The organism is Virgibacillus oceani (assembly GCF_014638995.1).
In the GTDB taxonomy this organism is placed as follows: Bacteria; Bacillota; Bacilli; order Bacillales; family Amphibacillaceae; genus Virgibacillus_E; species Virgibacillus_E oceani.
Window position 1 is genome coordinate 202,902 of the sequence record NZ_BMFR01000004.1, and the last position, 15,436, is coordinate 218,337.

A 15,436-nucleotide genomic window follows, 5' to 3' on the forward strand; every position below is an offset into this window, starting at 1 on the left:
GCTATTCCTATTACTGCAGAAAATAGTAAACCATGCTTCCTAAATAATTCCCGATTATATACCCTAAGGTTCCAACCAGCATAATCGGCGCAATCAGCTTCGTCCAGCCTTTTGCAATTGCAAATGCAGCGGCGGTAGTTGGTCCGCCGATGTTCGCATTACTGGCTACAATCATTTCTTCTAGGCTGAATTTGAAGACTTTTCCCGCTGTAAAGGTTACGATCATATTAAACAAAACGATAATCCCCATAAACACTAGTAATAACGGCGCATTGCTAATCAGCAGAGGAAGCGATGCCGGAACGCCAATTACGACAAAGAAAATGTAAATAAGGTATGTACCAATTTCCTGTGCACCATTAATATTTTCAAAGAAACGACTGAAAAAGGTTACCGCTAAGGCCGTTATCGTCGTAAGCATAAGATACCCATCGCCAAATAATCCATTCAATAGGTTAAATAAAAACCCAACATCATCTCCAGACGGAATCCAGTCATCGATTATTTCAGCCAGCTTAAACGAAACGGCAACTAATACAAATGCAGTACCCGCTGCGAATACTATATCCTTTAAAAATGATTATCCTATTATCATAGCGTATTTTTTGGAATTTTTAATGTGGTAAAAGTATGTTTTTTGATTTTTTCTGGGATTTTTAATTTCACCCTTTAAGAAAAGTTCAACTAAAATCATCCAACAATCACACGCTCTTTCGGGTAATGATAATTTGTTTGTTTTGTTCCACGATTGAAAAGGAAAATAAATGATAGGATCCCAATTCTTCCGATAAACATCAGTAAAGTAATAACGATTTTTCCTGCATCACTTAATTCAGGAGTTATTCCCATTGACAGTCCAGTTGTACCGAAAGCAGAACTAACCTCAAATATAATCTCCATTGTGGAGACAGGTTCTGTTTCGGAAAGAATAACTATTGCTGCAAAACAAAGCAGTATAGCAAGGAAACTTACTACAACTGACTTCCTGATATCTTCATCATGGATTTCCCGTCCAAAGACCTTAATATTCTTCTGGCCCTTTGCAAAGGAAAACATCAATAACAAAACGATAGCGAATGTAGTTGTCCGTATCCCGCCACCAACAGAGCTTGGGGAAGCACCAATAAACATCATAAAACTAAGTGCAAGTAAAGTTGGCTTTGAGAAATAACTGACATTCATTGTAGCTAATCCCCCGTTTCTCGTTGTAGAGGATTGAAACAATGCATAAAAGAATGATTCGTGCCAGCTTTTCCCTTGAAAGAAATGAGTAGCTTCAAATAACAAAATGATGATGGTTCCAAAGATCATTAAAGCAAAGAACGTCACCGTTGTTAATTTCGTATATAAAGAAAAATGATGACCAAAATGTTTTTTTCTATGCATCAAAAAATCCTTCAATTCTATCAGCACGGGAAATCCTATTGCTCCCAATGTTAGTAAAATGATGTTTATAAATTGAACAAAATAATCATGAGCAAACGGGATAAGCGAGTTACCTGTAATATCAAATCCAGCATTTGTTGTTGCACTTACAGAAGCAAATAACCCTTGCAAATACGACTCCTGCCACGTTGGAAAATAGCTTAAAAAATAAGTCCCTAGAATAATTGTACCTATTGACTCAATTATAAGAATGATTAGGAGTATCTGTATCATCAATTTCACTAACCCTGACATATGGGAATGATTCTGATCTGTTTTAATTAATTCTCTTTGCTTTAAACCAATTTTCTTTCCTAAAAGTAACCAAAAAAAAGTCCCTAGTGTCATAATTCCAATTCCGCCAAATTGCATGATAAACAGCAAAATAAATATTCCCGGAATGCTAAACGTATCTACTATTGGTACAACTGACAGGCCAGTCACGCTTATTGTACTGACTGCTGTAAATACAACATCCAAAAGTGACCAATTTACACCCGGTTTTAATGCTATTGGCAGGCTAAGCAAACAAACTGAAATGATTACTGCAATTACATAAAAGGAAACAATAATTTGAGCAGGTTGCAAGCTTTTAATAGTTCGTATTATTGTTGACAAGATTAATTTCCCCTTTATTACCCTCCACGATAATACAAAAAAGACCACTTCAAATAGAATGGTCTAAGGTATGAACCTATGACCTTTCTCTCTAAAAATGTTACGGCAACGCTTACGAGGTTAGCTGACGGATTAGGAATTCGAGAGTATCCCTTCTTACGATTGTAAGATTCACCCCAAGATAGATGGCAATCTATCAATATTGGTTCCCCCGCTCATAATTGATTAAGCGATTAAAAGGTGCAGGATATTTAATTTTTGAATAAGAAAAATTTACTCCTCATTTACTTATTTGTCAACAGGATTTTGACACTAAAAATATCCCTTTTTGCAATCCATGCAAAAAAGGGATAACGTACACTTTTACTGGGAGTATATTACAAAGATTCTATCCCCAGAAACCGATGAACATTCTCCACATATTGATCTTTTTCATAATTCGAATACAGACTTTGTGATAGACGAATTGGATCTCCAAAGAAATACCGTTCGTACAATGTCTGTCTTGTTCCGAATGCACTCATAGACAGGTCCCATGCCAAACGGAATAACTTAACCCGATCCACTGCCTTTTTAGTAGCTGCACGCAGATAAAGGTCCAGTTCTCCGTTAATTTCCGATTTAAAGTCTTCTTCAGTTGGTATGGAAACAAGTCCACTTGCCCCGAGGGATTGGATGATTTCTGAGAACCTAGGATAAACCTTTGGAAAGGTATTTATAGCGGTATACAGTGTATTTAAATCTGGAACCATTGTGCCATTAGCATCTTCTTTAGCCTGCGATTCAGATGCAACTAAAAATGCTTTCATCGTTTCACGTGCAATAATTATCTCTGATACCTTGTCTTGCACATGCTGATATTCGCCAATATTAATGGTATTGACAAGGGATTGCACTACTCCAAGTACAAATTCCGTCTTTATCACCTGTCTTGAAACGATCTGATGCAGTGCTAGGGGAAAGAATAAACTCTCCGAAAAGAACTTGCCTGTAATTTTTGGATTATCATAATAAAAGACTCTGTCCCACGGAACCAGCACATCATTAAACACGATTATTGTGTCCATTTCTTCAAAACGAGAGCTTAACGGATGGTCAAATTCCGATTCCTTATAGACAAACGATTCCCGACAGATAAACCGGAGCCCTTTCGTATTACTCGGTATAGAGAAGGCATAGCTATGCGCTTCATCTGCTCCCGCTGTTGAGAAAACTAATATTTCATCCGTAATTCCTCCCTGTGTCGCGAGAAGCCGGGCACCTTTAATTACAATTCCATCCTTGTTCCGATCTACAACCTGTGCAGTTATAATTTCATCCTCTTCGTCATCTTCAAAATAAAACTTTCCCCGATTAACTTGCGGATTGATAAATGTATGTGTGAATGAAAGATCGTTTTCTCTTGCATATTCATAGAATGATAGCAAATTTTCCGGGAAACAATTTTTCTCACCTTTTAGCAGATCAACAGATGCAGCAAAGGATGCCAAAATAGTGTTCATGTAATCTGGGCTTCTACCCATCAAACCACCGTTTACCTTTGCCCATTCCTGGATCATCGATCGCCTTTTTAGTAGGTCCTCTTTAGACTTTGGTATTAAATAAGAAGTACCTACTTTTTCACTCGTTGTTGGTGAATCATACGTCATAATGTCCTCAATCGACTTCGAGTGCTGCAAATCATATAAAGCTGCCTGGCTTTTCATAACACCTTTAAAAGCTTTATGCTCAGAGATTTCTCCTTCAACCCGCTTCCCCTCTATCCAAATATCAGATTTTAATTTGTTAATCCTATTCATGTAGTCTTCACCTGAAATAATTGGCACCTGAAACCCCTCCAAAAATAGCTTTTAGTCCACTAAGCAGTATTAATGTTTAACATTAATCATTATGAAAAACCAGAGCCATTTATGCATGATAGCATGTGGGACAAGGGGTCAGACCCCTTGTCCCATCACTTTGGCTGATTTAACAAACGCAATACCTTCGCCTTTATTTTAGCCGGCAATGGCTGCATCAGCGCATTTTCAAGTATTCTTGCATGTTGAATTCCGTTAGTTTTGAAATATTTTTCGAGAAGTTCTAGTTTATCTTGTCTATTAGGAATCAAACAGTATAAAATATACCAGTCTTCTAGTGAACATAAAGGAATGTCCACTCCGTTTATTTTTTGATAGGCTACAATTGAATCCCTGTGAAAAGATAATTTATAGATACCTTCAGCATGTTCAATTGCAAATCCCCCCATAATATCTATACCAATATTATTAATACAGTATTTAGTGAAATACGATGTTCGAAAAGGTGCAGAATATGTTACTTCTTTACGCTTCCCCAAAGGTAATAGGATTTTATTTAAATGAGTGGCATTATATTTACTTACCAAAATATCTATATCATTAGGATTATCAATTAAATTATGAATTTTAAGCAGAAGTGAACCGCCAACTCCCCAGGTAATATTATTGTTATTTATGATTTCCCCGATATAAGATAATGTTTCTAACATATTAATTCCCCTCTCGTAATGGAATCATCACACCGATACTTACCAATGTTAAAGTCTACCAGCCTTTACTTTGTTTCACCAAACTAACCTCCCGCACACTATTTAGCTTCACTATGGCTCAATAAAAAAATATAAAAAATTCCCCATAACCATGACACCAACCGACTTCTTCTCGATTATAGATATGAACAGTGGGACAAGAGAACTATCCCCTATTAAAAAAGTTAATCTTTCGGAGGAGATTCAAATGTATAAATCTAACCCCGTATGTAATTTTTTGGATTTGATATTGGAAAATCCTTATCTATGGAAGAACATCAGATTAGAACTAACCGAAAATCAATGGAAATGGGTGTATTTTTTCATCATCGGTGGTATGACGGTGAACGACATCGCTGCACAAGAAAACACAACAATTGAGATGGTAACACACTGGGAACATCAGGTCAGGAATAAATTGAAAGATGCACATCTGCATAAACGAATTTCCAGGGACATTTAAGGAACAGGTGTGGGACAAAGGGTCTGACCCCTTGTCCCATGACCCCTTGTCCCACTGTTTAAATAAGCCCTCCTTAAATGCAGTCCTTTATAAATAGCACAAAATAGACTTTTCTATCCAATAAGTAAATTTAGTACTGGGACTAAGGTTTTCATATCTTTTCATTTTTATATACATGTCCATCCCGTCAGAAACATCGTGCCACAAATCCGTAAACACAAAATCGCAGTTACCCTCATGAATATGTTTTTCCGCATATTCAAAAGCATCTGCTTTAACAATCGTAATTTTTCCGGCATTTTCAAATTGCGGCAAAACATATTTGAGGAACAAATTTATAACATCTTCATTATTATCAACAACTGTGATGCTTTCAACACTGTCCTTTTCGGAAATCATATAGGCATAATAGCCAAGCCCTAGTCCAAAAGTAAGTACGTGACCAAACGCTTGTTCAATAGGTTCTTTCATTGTTTCGATTTCATTTGGTGTAATGGTCATCCAGATTCTATCATTTTCTAAAATAGCCGGATATCTAAATTCAGTTTCAAAAAATCCAATTTGAGGAACCTGTCTGCCCTCTTTTGTTCTGACAATATCATTACATACAAAGCCCTCAAAAGGTTTATATATTTCATATTTTAATTCACTGTTGCCGACTTTTATAGTTGGGATCCTGATATTCTTATAATATGGGTTATTATAATACGCTTTTACATCAAGATGATGAATCATTTTATCAAAATAGTTATTGAACAGGTTCTTATCACGCGTATTATCTACAATATCAAGTCCAAAAGCCGCAGCTAAAATGACAGCAAATGCATACTCATTCGAAATACTGCTATTCGCAATTTCATCAATCTCTTCTTTGTCAATAAAATCCGGCGCATGATTCAAGTAATTGCTTAACAAAGCAAAAATCTTATTATTTTCTTCTCTTATTACACTAATGTTTTCCATGTACTCACCTTTTTTAATTTACTCTTGCTTATTATTTAACCAGAACTAAACAAAACCCTCCACTATTTGGAACAAAAGATATCCAAAATTTTTATCGGAAAAATTCTTGCATGAAGCGGCATTACATTAATTTTTAGTACCTTTTACACGATTACCTTGCATTACAAGACAAATAATTATATACTTTTCATATATCTTGTAATGCAAGGTAATATCCTGTCTATAACCCTTGTATTGCAAGTTACTTGAGAGAGGTGAAACATTTTGTCGACAACACAGATGCTAAAAGGAATTCTGGATGGCTGTTTGCTTGCGATTATTAAGAGCAAAGAAGTATATGGTTACGAACTTGCCCAAAAACTGGAGGGATATGGTTTTCATTCCTTTAGCGAGGGTACAATTTATCCATTATTAATGCGGATGCAAAAGGAAGAGCTGGTCACTTCAACATTGAAAAAGTCAACAGCGGGGCCAAGAAGAAAATATTACTCTCTTACATCAAAGGGAGAAACTGAATTGGAAAAGTTTATGAGGAACTGGAATCATTTGCAAAACAGCGTAAATAGGGTATTACAGCATGAATCAGATATAAAAAGTATAAAAGGAGATGGAATGGTTGAATAATGAAGTAAAGCTTTCTAATAAAGGCAAGGCGTTTCTTGAGAATTTACGCGTATACTTATTTTCCAGTGGAAGAAATTCAGATGAAATTGAAGAAATTGTGGAGGAATTGGAAGCTCATTTATATGATGCAGAAAAAAACGGAAAGCCAATTGAAAAGATTATCGGAAAATCACCCAAGGAATATATGGAGATGGTTTCCAATGAAATGGCTGTTGACTATAGATCATGGATCACATACGTTTGCCTAATTGTTTTTGGGTCATTTTCTATTACTATCTTCCCGGATCTATTGAAAGGTCAGCTTTCTTATTCTGTATTGGAAATTGTCGGTCATATTGTAATTTGTGCCATTTTTATTGCTTCTGTTTTGATAGGGTTCAAATACATTTCAACATCATACCATTCTATCAAAAAACAAGGATTAATCGTAATTATGATCACAATCCTGCCAATTGCCTTATTCATTGGGTTGATCTTCTTAAATGAAGCTGTGGTCACTCCTGCCATCGATTTTAGCGGTACAGCAAGCATGATTATCGGTATTATTACAGCGCTAGTTATCATTGGTATTTCCATCTGGGCAAAAACATGGATCCTTATCGTTATCATAGCATTGTTAACATTGCCAGAATACTTGTTGAGCTTGACATCATTAACATATGAAATCCAACTCATATTAAGTCCATGGATTACCTTTGCTGGAATTGCTATTTATCTCTGGATATCGTATAAACGGGAAAAGAATGAAGCAATGTAAAAGTGCCGAGAAAAAAATAAGATGGAATTTAAATACAAAGCAGCAATTGTTACTGGTACCGGTTCAGGAAATAGGGAAAATTACCGAGCGGTGCACAAAAGTAATTGCTGCTATATTCACTGCTGATGGCGGATAGACTTTAGAATTCTATATAAAATTCCTAAAAAGAGGCATTCAAGGTCGTACCGGCACCATCTTTTGTTACTTGTCATAAAACCAATCTATCCGTATCAACTACAGGAAATGGACTTACTTTCACAATGTCCCTCCTTACAAAGCGTTTTTTCAGCAAGACCGCCTTCCTTTACTTACTATTACTTTTTCGATTCCAGCTTTTTTGCAGTTTCCTTATATATACGATTTGACCAATATGATATGCATTATGCGTAATGGCATTACCGAGTAACTGATACCATTTAGCCGGTTCAGGAAATCCCTTTACATCACTTGCAAGTTGCTTCTCCGTTAGTAATCCCTGCCATTGCAGCAGTATCTCCAAAAGACGCTCCCTTAATTGCGTAAACGTTGTATTCGCTGGAATAATAAAGCTTTCATCATTATTTCCAATAGACGGAACCCCATTAATATCAGAATTTTTATACCTGATCTGCCACGTTTCATTCCAGTATATTAAATGCTGTACGATTTCTGCGATACTATGACAGTCTTCCGTTGGTCTCCAAAATGCTTCCTCTTCTTCTAAACCTTCTACAGTATCTGAAAATGGCAGATACCAGCTAGGATCATTGGCATTTGCTAAAAACTGATCCAACAGAACTTCTTGAACATATTTCATAAGTTTAATCTCCCTTATAAGTTACAGTAACTTTTTTATTAAAATTCTTCCATCATGTCAAAATCCAGCACCACATAAGCTTAAAATTCCACAATATAAACGCTACTTCAAAAAACTATCTCACAATCCCTTTTACCTTCCTCTTGGGCAACAGCCTGTTTATTCTGTTTCCAGATAAGCTTTTGAAAGAGAATTCCGGCAGTACCGACCAAAGAGAGCCCAATACCGATTATCCTAAAAGCAGCCAATACACCAAGCTGATTGATAAGTAGTCCCCCAAGTAAAGGACCAGCTATAAACAGAATGCTCAAGGTCGAATCCACAATTCCAGAAACCCTGCCTATTGCTTCTATTGGCGGTTCCTTTTGAATCAGATAATTCACTGCGGTAAACGTAATCCCATTACCGATACCACCTATTAAAGCAAGACCAATTGCAAGAATAATAAAGCTGTAATCACCCAGGAACCCAAACCCTCCAGTCATTACCCCGATTAGCAGACTGCCTGTACCGAAGAACCATCCGTATTTACGGATTTGATTCAATCTATTCAGAAACAAGACAACGATAAGAGAGCCAATTCCAACCGCTGATATTGCCCATCCCGTCAGCTCTGCCCTTTTAGGGAACACTTCACTGAACAATGTAACTATCTGAGCATCAATCATTTGGATCGTCAATGTACTGACAACCCCGAAAATAATGCTTGCCAATAGTATTCTGCTCCTTAAAACGATGCTCCAGCCTTCTTTCCATGAGGCAAAGAAACCTGATTGTTCCGTTTTATTGGATTCCTCCTTTTTTTCCGAAACTTGGTTTTTCAAATGAATTCTAGTGAGGATAACTCCAGAAATGACAAATGAAAAAGCATTTACTACAATTGAAATATCCGGAGAAAAAACACCCGCGACCGAACCACCGATAAGCGGTCCAATTACTTTTACCAACTGAAACAGACTTCCATTAATCGTTACTGCTTTCAAAATATCCTCTTCATCAACAATGCTCCTCATCAAACCTTGCTGGGCAGGCAGACTTATTACTCCAACCGTATTCCGAAGCAAAAGGACGGGCAAGGCAAGCAGCGGTGCGGGGGTAAATACAAGCAGAAATGTCAAACCCGCCCGAAGCCAATCAGAATGGATAAGTATTTTAAGCTTATTCCTTCTGTCTGCAAACACACCTGCAAATTGTCCTAACAGAATACTTGGAATGGCATACATGACAGGGATAAGGGCGATCAGCATTGGACTCGCCTCCCATGTATACCGAAATAAAATAAGCACTGCAACAAAGTCAAACCAATTTCCTAAATTGGAAAGTGCATTGGCCGAAAAGAATTTAATAAAATTTAGATCTCTCCAAATCGATGCATTGTTCTTCATTTGTGATACCTCCTATGATCTTCTCTCTATATACAGCTTAAAGAGCGAATATCAGAAGAATATCAGAGGAGATGATTTTAACAAAAATGGGCTTGCAAACAATGCTATTTTAAGTAAAAATCCAGTTGGCTCCGGATTTCTTGCTGCATTTCAGCAAAATTATATTCCTTGGAATACTTTTCATAATCCTTCTGGTAACGGACATATAAGTTATTTTTCATTTGAAACGCTTTTAAAAAGTATAGGATGATCATTAAACTATTTAAGCTTCCCGGAACGAATTTTGCTTCCTGGAACAGTTCAAAGGCCAGCTCGAAATAATGTTCCGCTTTAGCTTGTTTTTTTAAGATAAGGCAGTATATCCCTTTAAGAACAAAGAAGCTCGCTTTTTCCCTTGAGAATGGGTATTTTACAAGCATTTCCTCCATTTTGATCATCTGTTTGTCAATCTTATAGGTATCACCTCTAAGAAACGAAAGATAAAGCTTAGTAAGATAAAGCAACGGAATAAAACCTTCCAGATTTTTATTAAGAATCTCTGTTTCAGATTGCCGGAGAAGGCTTTCCGCTTCATCCGTTTGCCTTGTAAATAACAAAAACGTCAAACGGTTCAGCAATCTTATTTCAAGCCGATGGAATTCGGGAAGCTCCTTTGCATTTAAAGCTTTCGTAAAATAATCAAGGCATTTTTTCTTGTCTGCTTCGGTATAAGAATATATATGCAGAAGATAGTAGCATTTGTCCCAAAAGGAGATTTCCTTCGCCTCCAGAACCCACCTGAAATCCCCCTTCATGAAATGGAGATAAAGGCGGCTTTGCAGGTCGAGCTCAAATCCGAACACAGATTGGTTCTCCTCCAGCAGCTTCAACGCATCACCCTGTCCATAGAGATGATATTTGTGAAACAAGACCTTCACATTGGAGGACACCTCTTCGTCGTTTAACAAGGGACTTTCGTGTACAGCATTTTTTACCATCAGCTGGTAGCCCTGTCCTCTGACCGTTCCAATGCCAACCACAGAAGACAGTGGTGCAAGCTTTTTTCTAATCCGGTAAATATGGTCATCAACAGTTCTGTCAGTCGGAGCTTCCATTGGCCAAACTGCATCAAGAAGCTCCTCCCTCGTAAAAACACGTGATGGATTATGATATAGAAACTGAAGCAGCTCAAATTCTTTTGGCAACAAAACAATCTCTTCGGAGCGATATTTCACTGTAAAATCTCCATTGAAAAACCTGAGTTTCTCCATTTGCTCGACCTCATAAACAAGAAATTTTTTTTGGAACAGGGATGAATGTCCCATCATCCATATATATTTTAACACAAATATTATGAATTTAGGGTCAATTATTCTGCCCATAAAAAATACCAATCAAACTAAGTTGTAATTTGATTGGCGTGTTTATTTCAATTTAATTATATGTGTTAGACAAAAGGTTTAAAAACTGCGGGATTCTTACTTTAGCTCCAATTTATCCCTTACTTGTTGGTTATTTAATTTCTTCCTAACCTGTCGCCCCCAGCCTTTTACCGCATCAACAGTCGTATTTTCTTGTGCCGCAATGTCTTTAATAGCCATATCCAAAATGATATGAAAGTGCACCCATTTCCATTGATTTTCTGTTAGTAATGCCCTAATGCGCTGCAGCAGCTCAGGGTTATCCATAATGTTATATAACACCGGTACAACAGGATAAGCATTCGGACCATTATGTCTTTTATTACCTTCATGAAGCAGCTGCATCTTCTCCCTGACAACAATTGATTCGGCTTGTTTATCTCTCTTTTTCTTGCGATTAAGATCAATTAAACGGTTGCGGATTACATAATTAAAATATGTAGACATCATCCCTTTATCCGGCTGATAATTCTCGTACGCATTCCACATAGCACATAATCCTTCTTGATAATATTCCTCATGTGGATCATCAAGATTAAGCTTATGGATTTGGTAATAGATTCTCCGCTTGTTTTGCAGAAAAATTTCCCCAAATAAGTCATTTTTCTCATTCCGCATTAACTAGTATCCCCCGTATGCCGGCACCTTTCTTTAGTTGTACAGCGCTGTCTTTATTATTATCTCACAAGTGTCAAATATGATAATGTTCGGAAATCAATATAAATTTTACCGAATTAGGTATAAATTACTAGTTGTTTATACCTATTAATCATTTATTCAAAAAATAATTATGTTGAATCAAGGCTATTTAATTTAAAATACAAATATTGCTTTGGGCTTCTAAAATTGTGAAATTTGTGTGACTATATAATTAAAAACAGGACTGCCAGGAATCCTGACAGCCCAATACTAGCATTCTAGTTATCTAATTGTTTTTAACGCACTGCTCCATGCAATAACCTGATCAAGCATACCATTTGCATTTGCTGCATGGTAATCAGCTGGTTTAAATACACTCATGTTTTCAAAGTCTGCCATTAGTGAGAATGTAACTGCTGTCTGTACATCGGCAACTTGAAGTTCACCAAAAATAAGACGAAGATTTTCGTGTGCACGTACTCCCCCTAGGCTACCATACCCCACAAGTCCTGCTGCTTTGTTAGCTACTTCTGGTTTCAAGTGGTCAAGTGCATTTTTAAGCGCTCCACCTACCGCATGATTGTATTCCGGAGCAACAAAGATGTAACCGTCGAATGAAGCCATTTTTTCAGACCAAGCTTTGATTGCCGCATCCGCTGCTTGCTGTTCACTTTCATTTAACGCTGCACCTAGCAATGGCAGTTTATAATCAGCAAGATCCACTATTTCATAATTCACATTATCATTACGTTTCGTTGCAAAATCATATATCCAGTTTGTAACAGCCTCCGCGTTACGACCTTGACGTACACTTCCTAAAATAATTCCTAGCTTTAAGTTTTCGTTTGACATGGTTGCTTCCTCCTTCGTTGATTTACCAAATAAATTGTCTAAAAAGCCCACTTGATGCACCACCTTTTATTTAAACTGAATTCAGTTATTCTTAATTCAAAATAATTAAGCTAACATTGATATAATATCAGCTTTTAATTCCTTATGCAACAATTATTTTTATTCTTTATAATAAAGTTACATAAAGTAATCTATTTACAATAACTAATTACTTTTATACCATAAAGAATTGAAAAATGCACATAATAAAACTGCAAAAACATTCATCTTGAAATGTTTTTGCAGTTGGTTATTCTGTTATTTATCGGAATTGTAGGGTATCACTATACATATAGGAAATCATTGAGGAGGACTGTATAGACTTGAACATAACTGTTGAAATGCTAATTTTCTTATTCTCTGCAATGCTCATTATCGGCGTGGTAGCTACAAAGTTCTCTTCGCGTTTAGGATTGCCTTCACTTGTCTTATTCTTGCTTGTAGGCATGGCCTTAAATAAATTAGTTTACTTTGAAAATGTAGAACTCACCCAGCTGATTGGAATCCTGGCATTGATTGTTATTTTATTCGATGGCGGTGCACATACCAAGTGGAATCATATTCGTCCAATTATCGGGGCTGCAAGTACATTAGCGACGCTCGGTGTATTACTTACCACCGTGGTTACTGGTCTCGCAGCTATGTATATCCTTAATTTTTCCTTATTGGAAGGAATGCTCTTCGGGGCAATTGTAGGATCAACAGATGCTGCTGCTGTCTTTTCCGTTTTGGGAAATAAAAACATTAAAAAAAGACTTACCTCTACATTAGAAGCAGAATCTGGCTCCAACGACCCGATGGCAGTATTTTTAACTGTAGCATTTATTGAAATGATTCAAATCCCTGACAGTTCTATTTGGACAGCCATTGGAAGCTTCTTTATTCAAATGGCACTGGGACTATTATTTGGGTTAATACTAGGAAAAATTATCGTCTTGATCATCAATCATATTAAATTGGATGCAGCGGGGCTTTATCCGGTACTTGCTATGGGGATGGCCATTTTCACCTATGTGATTACCGACCTGGCAGGCGGCAGTGGATTGCTTGCGGTGTATGTAATGGCAGTGCTAGTCGGCAATAGTGACTTAATGTACCGCTTCACCATATCCCGTTTTAATGAGGGATTTTCCTGGATGATGCAAATTGTAATGTTTATTTTATTAGGACTGCTAGTATTTCCAAACCAGCTGCTTGATGTATCCTGGCAAGGAATCATACTATCTGTCATTTTAATGTTTATCGCCCGTCCTATTGCTGTATTTATCTGTATGATTTTTATGAAATACAATGCAAAGGAACAGCTATTTATTTCCTGGGCAGGATTAAAAGGTGCTGTTCCTATTGTTCTTGCTACATATCCTATTGTCGCTGGAATAGAGAATAGCCATATAATTTTTAACGCGGTATTTTTCGTTGTGCTTATTTCGGCGTTGGTACAGGGGAGTACATTATCGTGGCTTGCTTCCAAGCTTGGGCTAACCGGGGATAAAGATCATCATGATGCTCCTAGCATGCAGTTAATTAACCTGGGAAATACGGACTCTGAGATTATGGAAGTGGCTATCACTTCCGAATCTCCAGCGGTTAATGTCTCTTTAATTGACCTGGAATTGCCAAGCAACACGCTCATAATAGGTATCGTCCGGGACGGCGAGCTGATAACCCCGACCGGAAACTCTGTCATCGAAAACCATGATACATTATATGTGCTGATTAATAAGAGGATTAGGGATAAAGTAAAGAAAGTACTGCATGGGCAGAGGAATGGGAAAAAAGTGCGAAAAAGTTAACCTCAGGGTAAAGCAGAAAATCTCAGTCCAGATGCTGGGATTTTTGTGTGTTTGATTATCCTATCTGTCTCCTCTATCGTCAATAATTATTGAAAACGTGAATTCATTTATTCTTATAAAACTCAACGGTGGATACTGCCATTTCAAGAATCACATCATATAGTTCCTTAGGCTCAATCACTTTTATTCGATCAGCAAATCCTATTATATATCCTTTAGCCTCATCCTCTGTATGGAATGAAAGCTTAACAGGGACCCATTCTCCATGGTCACCTATATCCATTATTTGAACAAAACGATCTGTAAATTTCATCCGTGGTAATATATCTGGCTTGACCTCCACCAGTACATCATAACTAGGTAATTTCTCCATAAAGTCTTTTGTCGAGGATCTCCAGTAATCTCCAAGATCAAAGTTTTCCGGTCTTTTAAATGATTTATGAACAGGAAGTGCACGTTGAATTCGCGATGCCCTATAGTTTCTAATTTCACCATTCTCTTTCGAAGCAATAAAGTACCAACGATTCCCCTTCGATACCAGTCCAAGTGGTCCAACGACACGTTCATTCATTATTCCATCTGCACGCTGATAAAAAATTTTCAATTTGCTTTCTGTAAAAATCGCTTCCTTAAGGACTTCAAAGGTTGCTATTTTTTCTTTGCGTCCCCGCCATGAGCTAGTATCTACATGGATTCGTTCCCATACATTCATGGCATTTTCACGATATATGGAAGGTAAAGAGGCAATCAATTTGTTTCTGGCTTTTTCTGAAGTAAGAATCATTCCAAGATCATCCAGCAATTGTTCAGATGGTGATACAAATAATGCACCTATCTCCGTTTCACTTAATCCAGTTAATTTTGTCTGGTACCCTTCCAATAAGGACCAGCCACCGTTTTTACCCCGCTCCGCAATTACAGGAATACCAATTCTGCTAAGTGCGTCCATATCCCGGTAAATGGTTCGCTCTGATACTTCCAATCTCCAAGCCAAATCCTTTGCTGTCGCTTGCCCTTGTGACTGCAGCAGCAAAAGTATAGATAACAGCCTATCTCCTCTCATTTTATCCCGCCTTAAATTATCAATTTAATATATTTATTTAATGAAATATGACAATTGATGTCAAGTATTAC

15 protein-coding genes, 1 pseudogene and 1 riboswitch are annotated in these 15,436 nt (G+C 37.1%); of the genes and pseudogenes, 5 read left to right on the plus strand and 11 right to left on the minus strand.

Annotated elements, in window-relative coordinates; all coding sequences use genetic code 11:
• Nucleotides 1-10 precede the first annotated feature (10 nt).
• The 4 genes and pseudogenes from IEV74_RS07810 to IEV74_RS07825 form a co-directional block, all read right to left on the minus strand.
• A pseudogene (locus IEV74_RS07810) lies at nt 11-574 on the minus strand (DUF819 family protein); the annotation flags it as partial.
• 116 nt (nt 575-690) lie between these two features.
• Nucleotides 691-2,043: a TrkH family potassium uptake protein gene (locus IEV74_RS07815; RefSeq protein ID WP_188454805.1), complete on the minus strand. Its 1,353-nt coding sequence runs from the start codon at nt 2,041-2,043 to the stop codon at nt 691-693.
• Between the two features lie 94 nt (nt 2,044-2,137).
• A riboswitch (cyclic di-AMP (ydaO/yuaA leader) is annotated at nt 2,138-2,285 on the minus strand.
• Between the two features lie 135 nt (nt 2,286-2,420).
• Nucleotides 2,421-3,869 (minus strand): 4-hydroxyphenylacetate 3-monooxygenase, oxygenase component, encoded by a 1,449-nt coding sequence (hpaB, locus tag IEV74_RS07820; RefSeq protein ID WP_188454806.1) that lies wholly within the window; start codon nt 3,867-3,869, stop codon nt 2,421-2,423.
• Between the two features lie 128 nt (nt 3,870-3,997).
• Nucleotides 3,998-4,552 (minus strand): nucleotidyltransferase family protein, encoded by a 555-nt coding sequence (locus IEV74_RS07825; protein WP_188454807.1) that lies wholly within the window; start codon nt 4,550-4,552, stop codon nt 3,998-4,000.
• A gap of 247 nt (nt 4,553-4,799) precedes the next feature.
• Between IEV74_RS07825 and IEV74_RS07830 the strand changes: the two genes are divergently transcribed.
• Nucleotides 4,800-5,054 carry a hypothetical protein gene (locus IEV74_RS07830; RefSeq protein WP_188454808.1) on the plus strand — a complete coding sequence of 85 codons (255 nt, stop codon included), beginning with the start codon at nt 4,800-4,802 and terminating at the stop codon, nt 5,052-5,054.
• A gap of 87 nt (nt 5,055-5,141) precedes the next feature.
• Here IEV74_RS07830 and IEV74_RS07835 read toward each other — a convergent pair whose 3' ends face one another.
• On the minus strand, nt 5,142-6,017 hold the full coding sequence (locus IEV74_RS07835) for a hypothetical protein (protein ID WP_188454809.1): 876 nt from the start codon (nt 6,015-6,017) through the stop codon (nt 5,142-5,144).
• A 261-nt stretch (nt 6,018-6,278) separates the two neighbouring features.
• Between IEV74_RS07835 and IEV74_RS07840 the strand changes: the two genes are divergently transcribed.
• Genes IEV74_RS07840 through IEV74_RS07850 form a run of 3 tightly spaced genes read left to right on the plus strand, consistent with a single transcriptional unit; the run spans nt 6,279 to nt 7,534 of the window.
• Nucleotides 6,279-6,641, plus strand: coding sequence for a PadR family transcriptional regulator (locus tag IEV74_RS07840; RefSeq protein WP_188454863.1), 363 nt, complete (start codon nt 6,279-6,281; stop codon nt 6,639-6,641).
• Nucleotides 6,634-7,398 carry an HAAS domain-containing protein gene (locus IEV74_RS07845; RefSeq protein WP_188454810.1) on the plus strand — a complete coding sequence of 255 codons (765 nt, stop codon included), beginning with the start codon at nt 6,634-6,636 and terminating at the stop codon, nt 7,396-7,398. The genes IEV74_RS07840 and IEV74_RS07845 overlap by 8 nt, the downstream gene beginning before the upstream one ends.
• Complete coding sequence (locus tag IEV74_RS07850) at nt 7,385-7,534, plus strand: hypothetical protein (protein WP_188454811.1); 150 nt, start codon at nt 7,385-7,387, stop codon at nt 7,532-7,534. Before IEV74_RS07845 ends, IEV74_RS07850 begins: the two co-directional genes overlap by 14 nt.
• Before the next feature lie 168 nt (nt 7,535-7,702).
• On the opposite strand, the gene IEV74_RS07855 is transcribed toward IEV74_RS07850, so the two are convergent.
• The 5 genes from IEV74_RS07855 to IEV74_RS07875 form a co-directional block, all read right to left on the minus strand.
• Nucleotides 7,703-8,194, minus strand: coding sequence for a DinB family protein (locus IEV74_RS07855; protein WP_188454812.1), 492 nt, complete (start codon nt 8,192-8,194; stop codon nt 7,703-7,705).
• Nucleotides 8,195-8,301: 107 nt separating this feature from the next.
• On the minus strand, nt 8,302-9,579 hold the full coding sequence (locus IEV74_RS07860; protein WP_188454813.1) for an MFS transporter: 1,278 nt from the start codon (nt 9,577-9,579) through the stop codon (nt 8,302-8,304).
• 104 nt (nt 9,580-9,683) lie between these two features.
• Nucleotides 9,684-10,829 carry a winged helix-turn-helix domain-containing protein gene (locus tag IEV74_RS07865; RefSeq protein WP_188454814.1) on the minus strand — a complete coding sequence of 382 codons (1,146 nt, stop codon included), beginning with the start codon at nt 10,827-10,829 and terminating at the stop codon, nt 9,684-9,686.
• A gap of 207 nt (nt 10,830-11,036) precedes the next feature.
• Entirely contained in the window at nt 11,037-11,597 is a 561-nt protein-coding gene (locus IEV74_RS07870) for a sigma-70 family RNA polymerase sigma factor (protein ID WP_188454815.1), read from the minus strand.
• Nucleotides 11,598-11,900: 303 nt separating this feature from the next.
• Nucleotides 11,901-12,521: an NADPH-dependent FMN reductase gene (locus IEV74_RS07875; protein ID WP_229683093.1), complete on the minus strand. Its 621-nt coding sequence runs from the start codon at nt 12,519-12,521 to the stop codon at nt 11,901-11,903.
• A 329-nt stretch (nt 12,522-12,850) separates the two neighbouring features.
• Between IEV74_RS07875 and IEV74_RS07880 the strand changes: the two genes are divergently transcribed.
• Complete coding sequence (locus IEV74_RS07880; RefSeq protein ID WP_188454864.1) at nt 12,851-14,302, plus strand: potassium/proton antiporter; 1,452 nt, start codon at nt 12,851-12,853, stop codon at nt 14,300-14,302.
• A gap of 103 nt (nt 14,303-14,405) precedes the next feature.
• Here the strand turns inward: IEV74_RS07880 and IEV74_RS07885 are convergent, their stop codons facing one another.
• Complete coding sequence (locus tag IEV74_RS07885; protein ID WP_188454817.1) at nt 14,406-15,365, minus strand: helix-turn-helix transcriptional regulator; 960 nt, start codon at nt 15,363-15,365, stop codon at nt 14,406-14,408.
• Between the last annotated feature and the right edge of the window lie 71 nt (nt 15,366-15,436).